The sequence below is a fragment of the Streptomyces sp. NPDC058371 genome, from assembly GCF_042723265.1.
Taxonomy (GTDB): domain Bacteria; phylum Actinomycetota; class Actinomycetes; order Streptomycetales; family Streptomycetaceae; genus Streptomyces.
In genome coordinates this window covers 143,189-158,622 of sequence record NZ_JBHXJC010000009.1, presented here as the reverse complement: position 1 = coordinate 158,622, position 15,434 = coordinate 143,189, and the positions used below count along the sequence as shown (strand labels likewise).

Genomic DNA, 15,434 nt, shown 5'->3' with positions numbered 1-15,434 from the left:
CTCTTTCCATGTGTTGGGTTTGGTATTGGCCCATGTTCTCTATGCCCCCCCCCTCCCCCCTCCCCCCCTCTTTCCCCCCGTTCCCCCCCCCTTTTCCCCCCTCCCCCCCCCTCGGTGCTCCTCGCGGGAGGTCTTCGCCGGCCACAGGCCTCAGTCGCCCTGGACGACCTTGTTCTCGATGACGCCCAGGCCCTGGATCTCGCCGCGGAACACGTCGCCCGGCCCCACACCGGGTACCCCCGCGGGCGTGCCGGTGGACAGTACGTCGCCGGGGGCCAGGGTGAGCGCGGTGCTGAGCCACGCCAGCTGTTCGGGGATGGAGTGGCTCATCCCGGCGGTGCTGCCGTCCTGCCGCGGCTCACCGTTGACCCAGGAACGGATGCGCAGGTCGTGCGGTTCGCGGATCTCGTCCGCGGTGACGAACCAGGGTCCGGTCACGCCGAAGGTGTCGAAGCCCTTGGCCCGGTCGGGCCGGTGGTTGTCCAGCGCGGCGACGTCCGGGGCCCCGATGTCGCAGAAGCCGACGTAACCGGCGACGGCCCGCATGGCGGACTCGGGGTCGAGCGCGCGCGAGCGGCTGCCGATGACCACGGCCAGCTCCATCTCCGGCTCGATCCGTTCGCTGATCGCGGGATGGCGGATCTCGTCGTACGGCCCGGCCAGCGAACTGGTCGCCTTCAGGAACCCCTGGAGGGGCCGCCGCGGCTGCCCCGGAGCCGTGCCCTCCCGGTCGGGTGCGGGCCGGTCCTTCGGACAGCCGGCCTCATGCCGACAGGCGACCTCGTGCCGACAGGCGACCTCGTGCGGACAGGCGACCTCGTGCGGACAGGCGGCCGTCATCGCCCAGACCGTGTGGGGGCGTCCGACGGTCGGGCCGAGCCGCTCCGGCCTGTCGGGCCAGAGACAGCCCTCCTGCAGGTCACCGCTGTCCGCGTGGGCGACCACCCAGTCCAGCACCCGGCGCACGGTGGTGAGCCACGGATCCGCCTGGAGCAGCGCGGGCAGATCACCGGGGACGGCGAGACGGGACCGGGCCAGGGCGTCGACCCGGTGTGCGCCGACGGTCTCCAGCCGGAGGGCATGGGCGGCCTGAATGTCCACGAGCTGCTGCGGAACGAGGTCGGGGAAGCAGAGCCGGTCGCCGAAGCGGGTCCGTCGGGAGGAGATCTTCACGGGATCGGGGCTTTCCGTGGGCGGGGCCGGAGCGACGTGCGGGTGCGTCGGCCGCCGGCCCGGAACCGCTCGGCCGGCGGTGGCAGCGCGCCCTTCCGGAGATTTCCGGTCGTCGCCTATGTCCCTAAAGAGACCTCTTTGGTAGGTTTATGTCAAGGTAGGTGGTGGGCTTCTTACCGAATCCTGAGCGAAGCGTTGAGGGCCCCCGGGCACGGGCCGGCTCGTTGCGCGACCTCGGGGCAGACCTACCTGGTAGGTAAACTTCGCGGGGAAGGGGCCACCGGGTCCAGGAACCCTTGGGAGCGACATGTCCGTGCCTCACACCCCGGCGAAGATCTACCGCGGCCGGGTGGCCGACCAGATCGTCGAGGATCTCCGCGAGCAGATCCTCAGCGGGGCGCTCCCGGACGGCTCCCGGCTCCCGGCCGAGCGGGAGCTGGCCGCGTCGTACGACGTCAGCGGCCCCACCATCCGTGAGGCGATCCGCGTCCTGACCGCGATGGGCCTGGTGAACACCAGGAACGGCAGCCGAGCCACGGTCACCGCGCAGGGCGACACCCTGCTCGCCATGTCCATCGCCTCGGTGGTCCAGTTCGAGAAGGTCGGCGCCCGCGAAGTACTGGGCCTGCTGGGGGCGTTGAACGCCTATGCCGCCGAACTCGCCGCGGACCAGGCCTCCGACGAGGAGATCGCGACATTGCGGGACGCGGCCGGGCGGACGGCCGGGGTGGAGAGCGTGGAACAGGCCGCCGCCGCGCTCCAGCACTTCTTCGTCACCCTCTCCGAGATCTCCCACAACCCGCTGCTCGCCGCGCTGTGCCGGTTCATCGGCGACGTCCAGCTCGGACTGGCCGTCAAGATGTCCGACGGCCGCACGGACGACTGGGAGAAGGTCGCGGGCGGTCTCCACCCGGCCCGGGTGGAGATCGTGGACGCCATCGCCGCGCACGAGCCCCAGCGGGCGGCCTCCCTGGTCCGTGACTACCACCGGCAGGTCGTCGAACGGATCCGGTCCGTGCGCAGGTCCGAGGAGATCGCCGCGTCCGACGCCGGCCTCACCGACGCCCTCGCCGCGTGGCTGCGGGCGAACGCGGGGCTGGGCAACCGGGCCGGGGACCGCAGGATCGGGCCGGCGTGACCCGTACCGCGCGCCGCGGGGGCTGACCGCGCGCCCCTGACGGGCCTCGCGGTCAGGGAAGCAGCGGCCGGCGCACCTCGTAGAGGAAGCAGCCGTACTCCACGGCCCGGATGTGGACCAGGGCGACCGCCGGATCGGCGAAGGCCTCCGCGAAGGCCTCGTCGAGCGCCGCGTCGGCGGTGTCCGGCAGCTCCAGGAGACGGCCACCCAGGATGTGACCGTCGGCGGAGTAGCGGCGGACCGTGCGCAGCACGCCCGGCCGTGCGAAGGGATACCGGCCGCCGTCCGGGCCCGCGCACTCCGTGGCGTGGACGAAGACGGGCCCCTGCTCGTCGTACGCCCCCGGCCGGGCCCCCGTCTCCGCGGCCCAGCGCCGCAGGGGCGCGTACGACACCAGGGCGATCCGCTCACCGACCGCGCTGCGGCGCAGGCAGCAGCGCAGCGGAGCGCCGCCCTCGTCGTCGGTGAAGGGGGCGAGCGGCCGCCCGGCGTCGTCCGTCTCGCGCAGTTCCTTCAGGACCGTCGGCTCGATGGGTCGTGCGGTGCAGTTCGTCATGTTCCCCAGGCTCGCGCCCGCGCGGGCCGCCCACCGGCGGGAAACGGACATCGCATTCCGTGCAGGTCCCGTGGAAGGATGGCGCAATCCGCCCACCACCCCCGACGTGGCGCCGTCGCGCCACACCTTTTGAATCATGAGGAGATGACCGCGTGCCTGGCACAAACCTGACCCGCGAAGAGGCGCAGCAGCGGGCGAAGCTGCTCACCGTTGACTCGTACGAGATCGATCTCGACCTCTCCGGCGCGCAGGGTGGGGGCACCTCCCCCGCGGGCGACACCGAGAGCGGGGGAGGCACCTACCGGTCCGTGACCACGGTGCGCTTCGATGTCGACGAGAACGGCGCGGAGTCTTTTATTGACCTGGTGGCACCGACCGTTCACGAGGTGATCCTCAACGGCGACGCGCTGGACCCCGCCGAGGTCTTCGCGGACTCGCGGATCGCGCTCGCCGGTCTGCTGGAGGGCCGTAACGTCCTGCGCGTCGTGGCCGACTGCGCCTACACCAACAGCGGTGAGGGGCTGCACCGGTTCGTCGACCCGGTCGACCAGCAGGCCTACCTGTACACGCAGTTCGAGGTGCCGGACGCCCGGCGCGTCTTCGCCTCGTTCGAGCAGCCCGACCTGAAGGCCACCTTCCAGTTCACCGTGAAGGCGCCCACGGGCTGGACCGTCATCTCCAACTCGCCGTCGCCCGAGCCCAAGGACGACGTCTGGGTCTTCGAGCCCACGCCGCGTATCTCGTCGTACATCACGGCGCTGATCGTGGGTCCCTACCACAGCGTCCACAGCGTGTACGAGAAGGACGGGCAGTCCGTGCCGCTCGGCATCTACTGCCGGCCGTCGCTCGCCGAGTTCCTCGACTCGGACGCCATCTTCGAGGTCACCCGGCAGGGCTTCGAGTGGTTCCAGGAGAAGTTCGACTACGCGTACCCGTTCAAGAAGTACGACCAGCTCTTCGTGCCGGAGTTCAACGCGGGCGCGATGGAGAACGCGGGCGCGGTGACCATCCGCGACCAGTACGTGTTCCGGTCCAAGGTGACCGACGCCGCGTACGAGGTGCGTGCGGAGACGATCCTGCACGAGCTGGCCCACATGTGGTTCGGCGACCTGGTGACCATGGAGTGGTGGAACGACCTGTGGCTCAATGAGTCCTTCGCCACCTACACCTCGATCGCCTGCCAGGCGTACCACCCCGAGTCGCGCTGGCCGCACTCGTGGACCACGTTCGCCAACTCCATGAAGACCTGGGCGTACCGGCAGGACCAGCTGCCCTCCACGCACCCGATCATGGCCGAGATCGGCGACCTGGACGACGTGCTCGTCAACTTCGACGGGATCACGTACGCCAAGGGTGCCTCGGTCCTCAAGCAGCTCGTCGCGTACGTCGGCACGGACGAGTTCTTCCGCGGTGTGCAGGCCTACTTCAAGGCGCACGCGTACGGCAACACGCGCCTGTCCGACCTGCTGGGCAAGCTGGAGGAGACCAGCGGCCGCGACCTGGGGACCTGGTCGCAGAAGTGGCTCCAGACGGCCGGCATCAACGTCCTGCGCCCGGAGATCGAGACCGACGCCGACGGTGTCATCACCTCCTTCGCGATCCGCCAGGAGGCCCCCGCGCTGCCGGCCGGCGCGAAGGGCGAGCCGACACTGCGCCCGCACCGCATCGCGGTCGGCCTGTACGTCCTGGACGAGGCGAGCGGCAAGCTGGTGCGCGACGAGCGCGTCGAGCTGGACGTCGACGGCGAGCTGACCGCCGTACCGCAGCTGGCCGGCAAGCGCCGCCCGCCGGTGATCCTGCTCAACGACGACGACCTCTCGTACGCGAAGGTGCGTCTCGACGAGGAGTCGCTGGCGTTCGTGACGGAGCACCTGGGCGACTTCGAGTCGTCGCTGCCGCGCGCCCTGTGCTGGGCCTCGGCGTGGGACATGACGCGCGACGCGGAGCTGGCGACCCGTGACTACCTCTCCCTCGTCCTCTCCGGTATCGGCAAGGAGTCCGACATCGGCGTGGTGCAGTCGCTGCACCGTCAGGTGAAGCTGGCGATCGAGCTGTACGCGGACCCGGCCGCGCGCGAGGCCCTGCTGACCCGCTGGACCGACGCGACCCTCGCCCATCTGCGGACGTCCGAGCCGGGCAGCGACCACCAGCTGGCCTGGTCGCGCGCCTTCGCGGCGACCGCGCGCACGCCGGAACAGCTGGACCTGCTGGAGTCCCTGCTCGACGGCCGGGAGACCATCGAGGGACTGGCCGTCGACACCGAGCTGCGCTGGGCCTTCGTACAGCGGCTCGCGGCCGTCGGGCGCTACGACGAGGCGGAGATCACCGCCGAGTACGAGCGGGACAACACGGCAGCGGGCGAGCGCCACGCGGCGACCGCCCGTGCGGCCCGGCCCACCGAGGAGGCGAAGGCGGAGGCCTGGACCTCGGTCGTGGAGTCCGACAAGCTCCCGAACGCCGTGCAGGAGGCGGTGATCGGCGGCTTCGTGCAGACCGGTCAGCGTGAACTGCTCGCGCCCTACACGGACAAGTTCTTCACCGTGGTCAAGGACGTCTGGGACTCCCGCTCCCACGAGATGGCCCAGCAGATCGCGGTGGGGCTCTACCCCTCCGTGCAGGTCTCCGAGGAGACCCTCGCGAAGACGGACGCGTGGCTGACCGCCGCCGAGCCGAACGCGGCCCTGCGGCGCCTGATCTCGGAGGCCCGCTCGGGCGTCGAGCGCGCTCTGAAGGCCCAGGCGGCGGACGCGGCGGCGAGCGCGTCGTAGTCGGCGGCACGCGAGCCGGCCGTACGTGAGTTGGGGGGTGCCCGGTGCTGTGCCGGGTGCCCCTTCGCGTCAGCGGTCGAGCCGCGCGGCCACCTCGCGCAGTGTGGCCAGCACCCGGGCGACCGCCGCGCCCTCCTCCGCGCCCCGGCGCACCGCCGCGACCACGTGCCGGTGCGGGCGGTCCGCGTCCAGCGGCCGCATGACCACACCGTCCCGCCGTACGGCCGCCATCCGCGGTACGAGCGCGACGCCCATGCCCGCCTCGACCATGGCCAGGATCGCCGTCCAGCCGGCCGCGGAGTGCCCCTGAAGGGGGCTGAACCCGGCGGCCTCGCACGCGCCCCGCGTGATGTCCGACCAGGGCCCGCTGCCACCGAAGATCCACGGTTCGGCGGCGAGATCGGCCAGCCGCACGGCGTCGGCGCCGGCCAGCGCGTGATCCCGCGGGAGCGCGAGGTCGAGCGGGTCGGCGAGCAGCGGCACCCGGGTGAAGCGGGGGTCGGCCGCCGTCGGGGCCTGCGCGGCCAGCGACAGCGCGAGGTCCACCGCACCCGCGGCGAGCAGTTCGTACGCCTCCGCCGCCTCGGCCTCCCGCACCTGCACGGAGATCCCGGGTCGCGTCGTACGCAGCACCCGCACCGCCGGAACCACCAGCGCGGGCACGGCCGTCGAGAACGCCCCGACCCGCACCTCGCCGACGTCTCCGTGCAGATACGCGGTCAACTCGGCGTCGGCACGCTCCAGTTGCTCGAACACCGCCGCCGCGTGCCGCAGCACCAGCTCCGCCGCGTCGGTGAGCCGCACCCGCCGGCCCTGCGCCTCCAGCAGCGGTACCCCGAGCTGCTTCGCCAGATTGGTCAGCTGCTGCGACACGGCCGAGGGCGTCAGCAGCAGGGCCTCGGCGGTCGCGGTGACGGTGCCGCGCTCCCGCAGGGTACGCAGGATCAGCAGCTTCCGGATGTCCCACCTGTCGTACTCGGCCATGGCGGCAACCTATCGACCCGGGCGCCGAGCTTGTCCGCCGACGTGGCGCGCCCGGCCGCCGACGTGGCGCTTCAGCGGTCCTTGGAGGCGGTGCCGAGGACGACTCCGCCGAGGATCAGCGCCATGCAGACCACCTGCGTCCGGCTCACCGGCTCGCCCAGAACGGCGAACGACAGGGCGGCCACACACACCGGCTGGAGGTGGTAGACCGCACCGGCCCGGGCCGCGCCGACCAGGGAGATCGCCTTGTTCCAGGCGAAGAAGGCGAGCGCGGAGGAGAAGACGCCGACGTAGAGGAGCGGGCCGACGGTGGCGGGCGTCGCCGCGAAGCCGCCCTGGACGGTGACGCTCACCGCGTAGGCCGGGAGCAGCATCGCGGTGCCCAGCGCGAAGGTGGCGAACAGGAAGACGGGGCCGGTGAGTTCGGCGGGCCTGCGGCGCAACAGGGCGCTGTACGAGGCGAAGCTCGTGGCCGCCGCGAGCATCCAGAGGTCGCCCGGCGCGAAGTGCGGGGTGGCCGAGCCCTTGCCGATCAGGAGCAGTACGCCGACGCAGGCGACCAGCATCCCGGTGACCCGGCGCGCCCCGAGACGTACGCCGCCGACCCGCTCGTACACCGCCATCAGGACCGGCGACGCGGCCATGATCATGCCCATGTTGCCGGCGGAGGTGGAGACACCCGCCTGGTTGACCAGGGTGTTGTAGACGGTGACCCCAAGGAGGGAGGCGAGGAGGAGGTGGCGGAGATGGCGGTGCAGTACCGCCCGCCGCCGCCAGGCCTCCCGCGCGGCGAACGGGGCCACCACGACGAGGGCGATGATCCAGCGCCAGAAGGCCTGTTGCACGGGCGGCACGCTGTCGTGCAGGGCCCGCGAGGTGACGAAGCTCCCGGACCAGACGACCGTGGCGACAGCGGCGAGGACGATACCGAGACCGGCCGCCTTCCTTCGTGCCGTCGCGGTCCGGGCCGGCGGGAGCGGGGTGGGGGTAGCGGTTCCGGCGGGCGCGGTGGGCGCCGCGGTTCCGGCGGGCGCGGTGGGCGCCGCGGTTCCGGCGGGCGCGGTGGGCGCCGCGGTTCCGGTGAGCGGGGTGGGCGCGGTGGGTGCAGCGGTTGCGTTGTGGGGCGTGCGGGTCCGGTTCAGGACTGCCACGGGCATCCCTTGCCCTTCGGTAGCGGTCGGTGGGTTGCCCCTACCGTCGCAGCGCCGGAACCGTCACGTCCATCGAATCTTTTCGACCATTCCTTTCAGTTGAACTGAAAGGTCTGGCGGAGCGCGTGAGGGAGCCGGCCGGCTCGGCCGAGGTGACGGGCACGGTGCGGCGAGGCCTCAGCTGGCCCAGCACCGTCGCCCCGAACGCCAGCGTCATGCCCGCCAGCTGGAGCGGCGTCAGCAGCTGACCGAGCGCCGCCCAGCCGATGACGGCCGCGGTGAGCGGCGAGAGCGGGCCGAGGAAGGTGACCTGGGTCGCGGTCAGCCGCCCGATGCCGCGGAACCAGAGCCAGTACACGATCGCCGTGTTCGCCAGCGCGAGATACAGGTAGCCGCCGACGGCCCGCCCGTCCAGCGCGGGCGGGGCCCCTTCGACGAGGAGGGCGACCGGCGCGATCAGCAGCCCGCCCGCCGTCAACTGCCATGCGGTCAGTGCCAGGGGCCCGACGCCGTCCGGCCGCCCCCACCGCTTGGTGAGCACCGTTCCGGTGGACATCGACACGGTCGCGGTGAGGGCCGCGAGGACACCCAGCGCATCCAGCGCCCCGGCCGCCTTGAGCACCACCAGGCTGACTCCGACCGCGGCCAACATCCCGGTGAGCAGGGTGCGTACGGTCGGCCGCTCCCCCAGCAGCAGCGCGGCGAGCCCGGCCACCAGCAGCGGGCCGACCGAGCCGACGACCGCGGCCATCCCGCCGGGCAGCCGGTACGCGGAGAGGAAGAGCAGCGGGAAGAACGCGCCGATGTTCAGCGCGCCCAGCACCGCCGACTTCCACCACCAGGCGCCGCGCGGCAGCACCCGCGCCAGCGCGAGCAGCACGAGACCGGCGGGCAGGGCCCGCATCAGGCCCGTGAACAGCGGGCGGTCCGCCGGCAGGAACTCGGTGGTGACGGCGTAGGTACTGCCCCATGAGACGGGGGCGAGCGCCGTGAGCAGGACGGTCAGAGACCGCCGCGTCGCCGCGGGCCCTCGGGAGCCCTTCGCGGCACCGCGTGGACTCTTCGTGGTGACAGGCCCGCGCGAGCGCTTGGTGGCGATCGGCCGGCGAGAGCCTTGTGTCGTGTCCGTCATGACGGCCCCTCCGTGGATGGGAGCAGCAACTGCCGCTCGGGGCGGCCCGCCCCCGCCTTGCGTCGACGGAAGCAGGCCGAATGAAAGTAGCTTACCGCTAAGCTACTTTCCGTCAAGCAAGTTTCCACCAAGCTACTTTCTTGCGGCCGACCGGTCGCCGTCCGATACTCGACTCATGAGCGCGAACCCGCAGAACAAGGACGCCGTCGACGCGATCATCGAGCAGTGGGCCGCCGTCCGGCCCGACCTCGACACCGCCGCGATGGAGGTCTTCGGGCGCGTCTTCCGGCTCTCGCGCGCCATGGGCGACCGCATGGAGAAGGCGTACGCGAAGTTCGGCATCTCACGCGGGGAGTTCGACGCGCTGGCCACCCTGCGCCGCTCCGGGGAGCCGTACACGCTCTCGCCCCGCCAGCTCTCGGCGACGCTCATGCTCACCACCGGCGGGATGACCGGACGCCTCGACAAACTGGAGCGCGCGGGGCTGTTGCGGCGGTCGCCCGACCCGCACGACCGGCGCGGGCTCCAGGTGACCCTGACGGACGAGGGCCACCGCCTGATCGACGCGGCGGTGGGCGTGGGGCTCGCCACGCAGACCGCCGCCCTCGGCGCCCTCAACGCGGAACAGGCCGGCCAACTGGCCGACCTGTTGCGTCAGTTGCTCTCCGCCACGACGGACTGACCGCCCTTCCCGGCCCGTTCACCGACCGGCACCGCACTCCGGGCTCACGGAGCCCGGGCGGCTCGGCTGCACGCCAACGCTGCGCGCCGACCCGCCGCACGCCACGGCTGCGCGCCGGCCCGGCAAGCACCTCACCACAGCGCCGCGGCCCGGCCACACGCCACCACTACGCGCCGGACGAGCAGGCACCTCACCCCAGCCCCGCGGCCCGACCGCACGTCAGCCCAGCGCGCCGGCCCGGCTGCACATCAGCCCAGCGCAGCGCACCGGCTGCACATCAGCCCAGCGCAGCGGATCGTGCGTCGATCGCGCCCGCGGCAGCCAGTGCGCTCCGGATCGCCGACACGTCCACGGCCTGTCCGGCGCCTTCCGGTTCTGCGGCCCAGGCGACGTATCCGTCGGGCCGCACCAGTACGGTCGTACGCCGCCCGCTCGCCCAACGCTCCACGGCAAGACGGCCGTTGCCCGCCCCCGCTTCCCCGCCCTCCCCCGTCTCGTACGGCTCCGGAGTGATCAGCACGAACCGCCCGCCGCGCAGCGCCTCGTAGAGGCGGCCGCTCTCCAGAGCCACGTCCGGGACCCGCTTGCCGACCAGCGGGTGGGCCCCGCGCGGCGCCGGATAGGCGTACCCGATGCCCGTGATCCGGCCGGTCATCCGGGTGCGGGCGGGGCCGACACGGCCGAGGACGGTGGTGAGCGCGGCGCGGAAGGCCAGTGTCCAGGGGTACTTGGCCATCGCCAGCCGGACGATGCCGCCGCTGCTGCGCAGCACGGACGTACCGACCGGGTAGCGCTCGGCCTGATACGTGTCCAGCAGAGCCGCGTCGGCGTACCCGTCGAGCACCGCGGCCAGCTTCCAGCCGAGGTTCGCCGCGTCCTGGAGGCCGGTGTTCATGCCCTGACCGCCGGCCGGGGTGTGCACGTGCGCGGCGTCCCCGGCGAGGAACACCCGCCCCACGCGGTACGCGGACGCCTGCCGTTCGTCACTGTGGAAACGGGACATCCAGCGGGCGTCGTGCATCCCGTAGTCACGGCCGAGCGCGAGCCGGGCGATCTCCTTGACCTCGTCGAGTTCGAGCGGCGCGCAGTCGGGGACGTCGCGCCCGCGGTGCCAGCCGATCACGCGGTAGTAACCGTCCCCGAAGGGCGCGATGAAGGCGAAGGCGTCACCGACGGCGTCGGCGGTCAGCACCTGCTCGGGCTTCTCGTCGAGCCGCACGTCCGCGAGCACGACCGAGCGGATGACGGACTTCCCCGGGAAGGACAGCTTGATCGCCTTGCGCACCACGCTGTGCAGCCCGTCCGCGCCGACCACATAGGCGGCCGGCAGCGAGTCCGGCTGCCCGTCGGGTCCACGCACCTCCAGCGTCACGCCGTCCGCGTCCTGGGCCAGCCCGGTCACCTCGGTCTCGTACACGAACCGCACCCCGGCCTCGACCGCACGCCGCTCCAACGCCTTCTCCACCTCGTACTGCGGCAGCACCAGCAGGTGATTGAAGCGCGACGGCAACGTGTCGAGCGGGACGGTGAGCCGCCCGAAGAGGCGAATCCGGTCGAGCGCCTGTCCCTTGGCCTCCAGCTCGTCGGCGAGACCGCGGGCATCGAGCTGCTCCAGAGTGCGCGCGTGCAGCACGAAGGCGCGCGACAGATTGCTGATCTCGCGGGCGCGCTTCTCGACGACCGTGACCGGAATGCCGGCGGTGGCGAGATCACCGGCCAGTAGCAGCCCGGTCGGCCCGGAACCGACGACAACCACCGCCCGGGATGCGAGGGGCGAACGGTCCGCCCCGGAGGGGTCCGAGGCGGGGGACGGGACGGAGGTGGCTGACGGCGCTGAGGGGGCGGAGGGCGCTGAGGGGGCGGAGGCGGCCGCGACGGCGGAGGGGGTCGGGGCGGTGGAGGAGGCGGACCCCGCCGCTGCGGTGGAGGCGGTGGACGGGGTGGACGACGCCGTGCGGTGGGTGTTGCCGTTCATCGCGACCTCCTGATGCCAACGTCCGTTGGCCAACACCTGTAGGCCAACGCTCGTTTGCCAACGTAGGGCGACCTCTCTGGACTGTCAACACGTGTTGGCCTACGTTTGTTGGCATGACCGAATACGGACCCTCCGCGCGCGCGACGCCACCCGACCCCGAGCCGGCCGAAGGCCCCGACGCCGACCTCAGGCCCACCGCCCCCCGCCGCTCCGACGCCACCCGGACCGCGATCCTCGCGGCGGCCCGGGAGCGGTTCGCGGCCGACGGCTATGAACGCGCCACGATCCGTTCGATCGCCAAGGACGCGCGGATCGATCCGTCCATGGTGATGCGGTACTACGGCTCGAAAGAGGGCTTGTTCGCCGCGGTGCTGGATGTGGATCTGCGGCTGCCCGAGCCCGCGGCGCTGGATCCGCAGGGAGTGGGGCGCGTTCTGGTGACGCACTTCCTGGATCTCTGGGAGGAGAACGAGGCGCTCACCGCGATGCTGCGCGTCAGCGTCACCAGTTCGGCGGGCGCCGAGCGCATACAGGGCGTCTTCCGGGACCAGATCCTGCCGGTGGCCCGGCAGGTGTGCCCGGACCCCGAACAGGCGCCCGTGCGGGCCGCGCTCAGCGCTTCACAGGTGCTCGGGTTCGCGCTCACCCGCTATGTGCTCCGGTTGCCGCCGGCGGTCTCGCTGCACCGCGAGGAGATCGTGGCCTGGCTGGCGCCGACGGTGCAGCGCTATCTCACGGCCCCGCATCCGCAGACGAGTCCGTGAGCCGTGACGTGCGCGGGCGGCGGACACCGCCACCCGAGGCACGCGAGGCACCCGAGGCACACGAGCCGGACACCCTGGCGACGCACGCGGGAACCGACGCCGGCAGGACCCGCCGGCGACCTGGGCGACGCACCGGCACACAGGCACGCAGGCACGCAGGCACGCAGGCACGCAGGCACGCAAAAACCGTCGAGGGAGCCCGTACACCCGGCCGGGTGCGCGGACTCCCTCGACGCGAAAGGAATCGGGAAGCGGAAGCAGCGGGCGGAATCAGCCCTGCTTCTGCTGCTTGGGGGACTTGTCGAGGACCATCACGAGTCCGGCGATGACCAGGAACAGCACGATCGGGGCTGCCACGTAGAGACCGAGCGTGTCGATCACGCTCAGACCGTGCTTGCCGGGGTCGTCGCCGTCGTCGCGGGTGAGCGCGAGCGCGGGGGACGACATGAGCAGCATCATCAGCGTCGTACCGGCGGCCAGGGCGCCGGCGCGCAGGGCGTTCTTCTTGTCCACGGTGCAAACGTAGCGAACACCCGAACGGGCCGCGCGCCCGGGGTGCCGTACGAAGGAACCGCGGGACGCGAGCCACCGTGGAAGCCGGGCGGGTCAGGGGGTCCGGGAGGCGTCGGTACCCGGGGCCCCCGGGCGGGGGCGCAGCACGTCCAGGAGGGCGTGCAGCCGGGGTGAGGCGGCCAGTTCCTCCAGCGTCACCGGCCGGCCGTCGGCGTCGGCGATGGGCAGGCGCCAGTTCGGATACTGGTCCCAGGTGCCCGGCAGGTTCTGCGGGCGGCGGTCGCCGACCGTGTCCGGGAGCCAGACGCCGACCATGCGGGCGGGCGTGCGCAGCAGGAACCGGTGCACGGCCTGGATCTCGGCCTCCTCGGACGCGACGGAGACACCGCCGCTGCCGCCCTGCAGCAGCCCGAGCCGGGCCAGCAGGGCCAGCCACTCCCGCGTGTCCGCGGCCGCCTCGGCGCGCTCCTCCTCCAGCGGGCGGGTCAACAGGCCGAGGCTGTCGCGGAGTTCGACGTGCTCGCCGGTGAGGCGGGCCGCGGTGGGCGGGAGGTCGTGCGTGGTGGCGGTGGCGAGGCAGTCCGGGCGCCAGCGCTCGGGGGGCAGCGGCAGCCCCGTACCGGCCCAGTCCCGTTCGAACCAGAGCACGGACGTGCCGAGCACACCGCGTTCGTGCAGCGCCTCGCGGACGCCCGGTTCGACGGTGCCGAGGTCCTCGCCGATCACCAGCGCCCCGGCGCGTGAGGCCTCCAGCACCAGGACGGCGAGCATGGCCTCGGCGTCGTAGCGGACGTACGTCCCGTCGGTGGGTGCCTCGCCCAGCGGGATCCACCAGAGCCGGAACAGGCCCATGACGTGGTCGATGCGCAGGGCGCCCGCATAGCGGAACAGGGCGCGCAGGAGGCGGCGGTACGGGGCGTAGCCCGACTCGGCGAGGCGGTCGGGGCGCCAGGGCGGCAGGCCCCAGTCCTGGCCCAGGGCGTTGAAGGCGTCCGGTGGGGCGCCCACGGACATGCCGGACGCGAAGTACTCCTGCTGCGCCCAGGCGTCGGCCCCGCCGGGGTGGACGCCGACGGCGAGGTCGTGGACGAGGCCCACCGGCATCCCCGCGTCGCGCGCGCTGCGCTGGGCGGTGGCGAGCTGGCTGTCAGTGAGCCAGGCGAGGCGGGTGTGGAAGTCGACGCGGTCCATCAACTCGCCCCGCGCACGGGCGGTTTCGGCGGAGCGGGGGTCACGCAGACCGGCCGGCCACTGGTGCCAGTCGGATCCGTGCACCTCGGCGAGCGCGCACCAGGTGGCGTGGTCCTCCAGGGCCTGGCCCTCCTCGGCGAGGAAGTCCCAGTAGGCGGCGAGCCGGCCGGGGCCGAGCGGGACCTCGCGGACGACGTCCAGTGCCTCGCGCTTGAGTTCCCACACGGCGTCGCGGTCGATCAACGCGCCCTTGTCCAGCACCGATTCGCGCAGTCCCTCGGCACGCCGGAGCAGCGCGCGGATCCGCTCACGGTCCTCGGCGTAGGCGAACTCGGGGACGTCCTCGACGCGCAGATGCACCGGGTCGGGGAAGCGGCGGGAGGAGGGCCGGTACGGGGACGGGTCGGTGGGCGTGCCGGGCACGGCCGCGTGCAGGGGGTTGACCTGCACGAATCCGGCGCCGAGGGTGCGGCCGGCCCAGGCGGTCAGCTCGGCGAGGTCGCCGAGGTCGCCCATGCCCCAGGAGCGGCGGGAGAGGAGGGAGTAGAGCTGGACGAGCAGCCCGTACGTGCGTCCCGGCGGCGCGGGCAGCCGGGACGGGGCCACCACGAGGTGGGCGTCGGCGGTGCGGCCGTCCGGCGCGGTGGCGTGCAACGCGTGGACGCCGGGCGGGAGTTGCTGGGCGCCGGCGCGGGTCTCGCCCTGCTCGGTCTCGATGCGCAGCCGGGTGCCGTCGGGCAGGCCGGCGAGGGCGGCGGGCGGACTGCCTCCCCAGGACACCAACGTCGGCGGAAGCAGCCGCTCGCGCAGTACGGCCTCCCGGGCCGCGAGGGCGGTGCGGACGGTCTCCGGAGTGCTCGCGTCCACGCCCAGCGCCGCGAGGGCGGCGGTGACCGCGGTGTCGGAGGCGGCGACCGTACGGTCCGGGGAGGGGCTGTAGGAGGTGGCTACGCCGTGCAGCGCGGCGAGCCGGGACAGCGGTGTCCCGGCGGGGTCGGCCGGCCCGGTCCGCGCCATCAGACCCCCGCGGCGGCGCCGGTCGAGGTCGGCTCGCTGGTCAGGGGCGCGGCGTCGGCGAGCGGCGGTTCGCTGGTGAGGGGCTCGGCGTCGGGCAGCGGTGGTTCGCTGGTCAGCGGCACTTCGGCGCAGGCCTCCTCGCCGAAGACGCACAGGTGAGGATCGGCGGACAGCTCCGCCCAGGGTTTGGAGAGGGCCGGGAGCAGAAGGTGTGCCGGAGCGGCCACGGGGGCCTCCTTGTCGTCGTACGGCTGGACGCGGGTTGTCGCAGCCCTACCCAGTGAGCGCGGCCGCAGACGTACACGAAGGGACAACGTGTCGCTGGTCACATTCTGTTCCAGTCGCGGCCACCGCACCAGGAGACGACCGCAGGCTGCTGGGAGGTACCGG

14 protein-coding genes are annotated in these 15,434 nt (G+C 72.8%); 5 read left to right on the top strand and 9 right to left on the bottom strand.

Going from position 1 to position 15,434, the window contains the following annotated elements; translation table 11 throughout:
* Positions 1–150: 150 nt before the first annotated feature.
* On the bottom strand, positions 151–1,173 hold the full coding sequence (locus tag ACFWM2_RS25395; protein ID WP_383284153.1) for a fumarylacetoacetate hydrolase family protein: 1,023 nt from the start codon (positions 1,171–1,173) through the stop codon (positions 151–153).
* A gap of 307 nt (positions 1,174–1,480) precedes the next feature.
* Between ACFWM2_RS25395 and ACFWM2_RS25390 the strand changes: the two genes are divergently transcribed.
* Complete coding sequence (locus ACFWM2_RS25390; RefSeq protein ID WP_383284150.1) at positions 1,481–2,311, top strand: FadR/GntR family transcriptional regulator; 831 nt, start codon at positions 1,481–1,483, stop codon at positions 2,309–2,311.
* Between the two features lie 52 nt (positions 2,312–2,363).
* On the opposite strand, the gene ACFWM2_RS25385 is transcribed toward ACFWM2_RS25390, so the two are convergent.
* A complete protein-coding gene (locus tag ACFWM2_RS25385; RefSeq protein WP_383284147.1) occupies positions 2,364–2,867 on the bottom strand; it encodes a DUF1203 domain-containing protein in 504 nt (167 codons plus the stop codon).
* 152 nt (positions 2,868–3,019) lie between these two features.
* Here ACFWM2_RS25385 and pepN point away from each other — a divergent pair, with 152 nt between their 5' ends.
* Positions 3,020–5,635 carry an aminopeptidase N gene (gene pepN, locus ACFWM2_RS25380; protein ID WP_383284145.1) on the top strand — a complete coding sequence of 872 codons (2,616 nt, stop codon included), beginning with the start codon at positions 3,020–3,022 and terminating at the stop codon, positions 5,633–5,635.
* Positions 5,636–5,704: 69 nt separating this feature from the next.
* On the opposite strand, the gene ACFWM2_RS25375 is transcribed toward pepN, so the two are convergent.
* From ACFWM2_RS25375 to ACFWM2_RS25365, 3 genes are all read right to left on the bottom strand, one after another.
* Positions 5,705–6,619: a LysR substrate-binding domain-containing protein gene (locus ACFWM2_RS25375; protein WP_383284142.1), complete on the bottom strand. Its 915-nt coding sequence runs from the start codon at positions 6,617–6,619 to the stop codon at positions 5,705–5,707.
* 71 nt (positions 6,620–6,690) lie between these two features.
* Positions 6,691–7,545 carry a DMT family transporter gene (locus ACFWM2_RS25370; protein ID WP_383284594.1) on the bottom strand — a complete coding sequence of 285 codons (855 nt, stop codon included), beginning with the start codon at positions 7,543–7,545 and terminating at the stop codon, positions 6,691–6,693.
* A 265-nt stretch (positions 7,546–7,810) separates the two neighbouring features.
* Entirely contained in the window at positions 7,811–8,902 is a 1,092-nt protein-coding gene (locus tag ACFWM2_RS25365) for an EamA family transporter (RefSeq protein ID WP_383284140.1), read from the bottom strand.
* A 175-nt stretch (positions 8,903–9,077) separates the two neighbouring features.
* On the opposite strand from ACFWM2_RS25365, the gene ACFWM2_RS25360 reads away from it, so the two are divergent.
* Positions 9,078–9,584 (top strand): MarR family winged helix-turn-helix transcriptional regulator, encoded by a 507-nt coding sequence (locus tag ACFWM2_RS25360; protein ID WP_383284137.1) that lies wholly within the window; start codon positions 9,078–9,080, stop codon positions 9,582–9,584.
* Between the two features lie 277 nt (positions 9,585–9,861).
* On the opposite strand, the gene ACFWM2_RS25355 is transcribed toward ACFWM2_RS25360, so the two are convergent.
* A complete protein-coding gene (locus ACFWM2_RS25355; RefSeq protein ID WP_383284135.1) occupies positions 9,862–11,340 on the bottom strand; it encodes an FAD-dependent monooxygenase in 1,479 nt (492 codons plus the stop codon).
* Positions 11,341–11,404: 64 nt separating this feature from the next.
* Here ACFWM2_RS25355 and ACFWM2_RS25350 point away from each other — a divergent pair, with 64 nt between their 5' ends.
* Both ACFWM2_RS25350 and ACFWM2_RS25345 read left to right on the top strand, forming a co-directional pair.
* Positions 11,405–11,572 (top strand): hypothetical protein, encoded by a 168-nt coding sequence (locus ACFWM2_RS25350; RefSeq protein ID WP_383284132.1) that lies wholly within the window; start codon positions 11,405–11,407, stop codon positions 11,570–11,572.
* 100 nt (positions 11,573–11,672) lie between these two features.
* Complete coding sequence (locus ACFWM2_RS25345) at positions 11,673–12,323, top strand: TetR family transcriptional regulator (RefSeq protein ID WP_383284129.1); 651 nt, start codon at positions 11,673–11,675, stop codon at positions 12,321–12,323.
* 270 nt (positions 12,324–12,593) lie between these two features.
* Here ACFWM2_RS25345 and ACFWM2_RS25340 read toward each other — a convergent pair whose 3' ends face one another.
* From ACFWM2_RS25340 to ACFWM2_RS25330, 3 genes are all read right to left on the bottom strand, one after another.
* Complete coding sequence (locus tag ACFWM2_RS25340; protein WP_383284126.1) at positions 12,594–12,836, bottom strand: hypothetical protein; 243 nt, start codon at positions 12,834–12,836, stop codon at positions 12,594–12,596.
* Positions 12,837–12,929: 93 nt separating this feature from the next.
* Positions 12,930–15,044 (bottom strand): 4-alpha-glucanotransferase, encoded by a 2,115-nt coding sequence (gene malQ, locus ACFWM2_RS25335; RefSeq protein WP_383284123.1) that lies wholly within the window; start codon positions 15,042–15,044, stop codon positions 12,930–12,932.
* Positions 15,044–15,271 carry a hypothetical protein gene (locus ACFWM2_RS25330; RefSeq protein WP_383284120.1) on the bottom strand — a complete coding sequence of 76 codons (228 nt, stop codon included), beginning with the start codon at positions 15,269–15,271 and terminating at the stop codon, positions 15,044–15,046. Before ACFWM2_RS25330 ends, malQ begins: the two co-directional genes overlap by 1 nt.
* Positions 15,272–15,434: the final 163 nt, after the last annotated feature.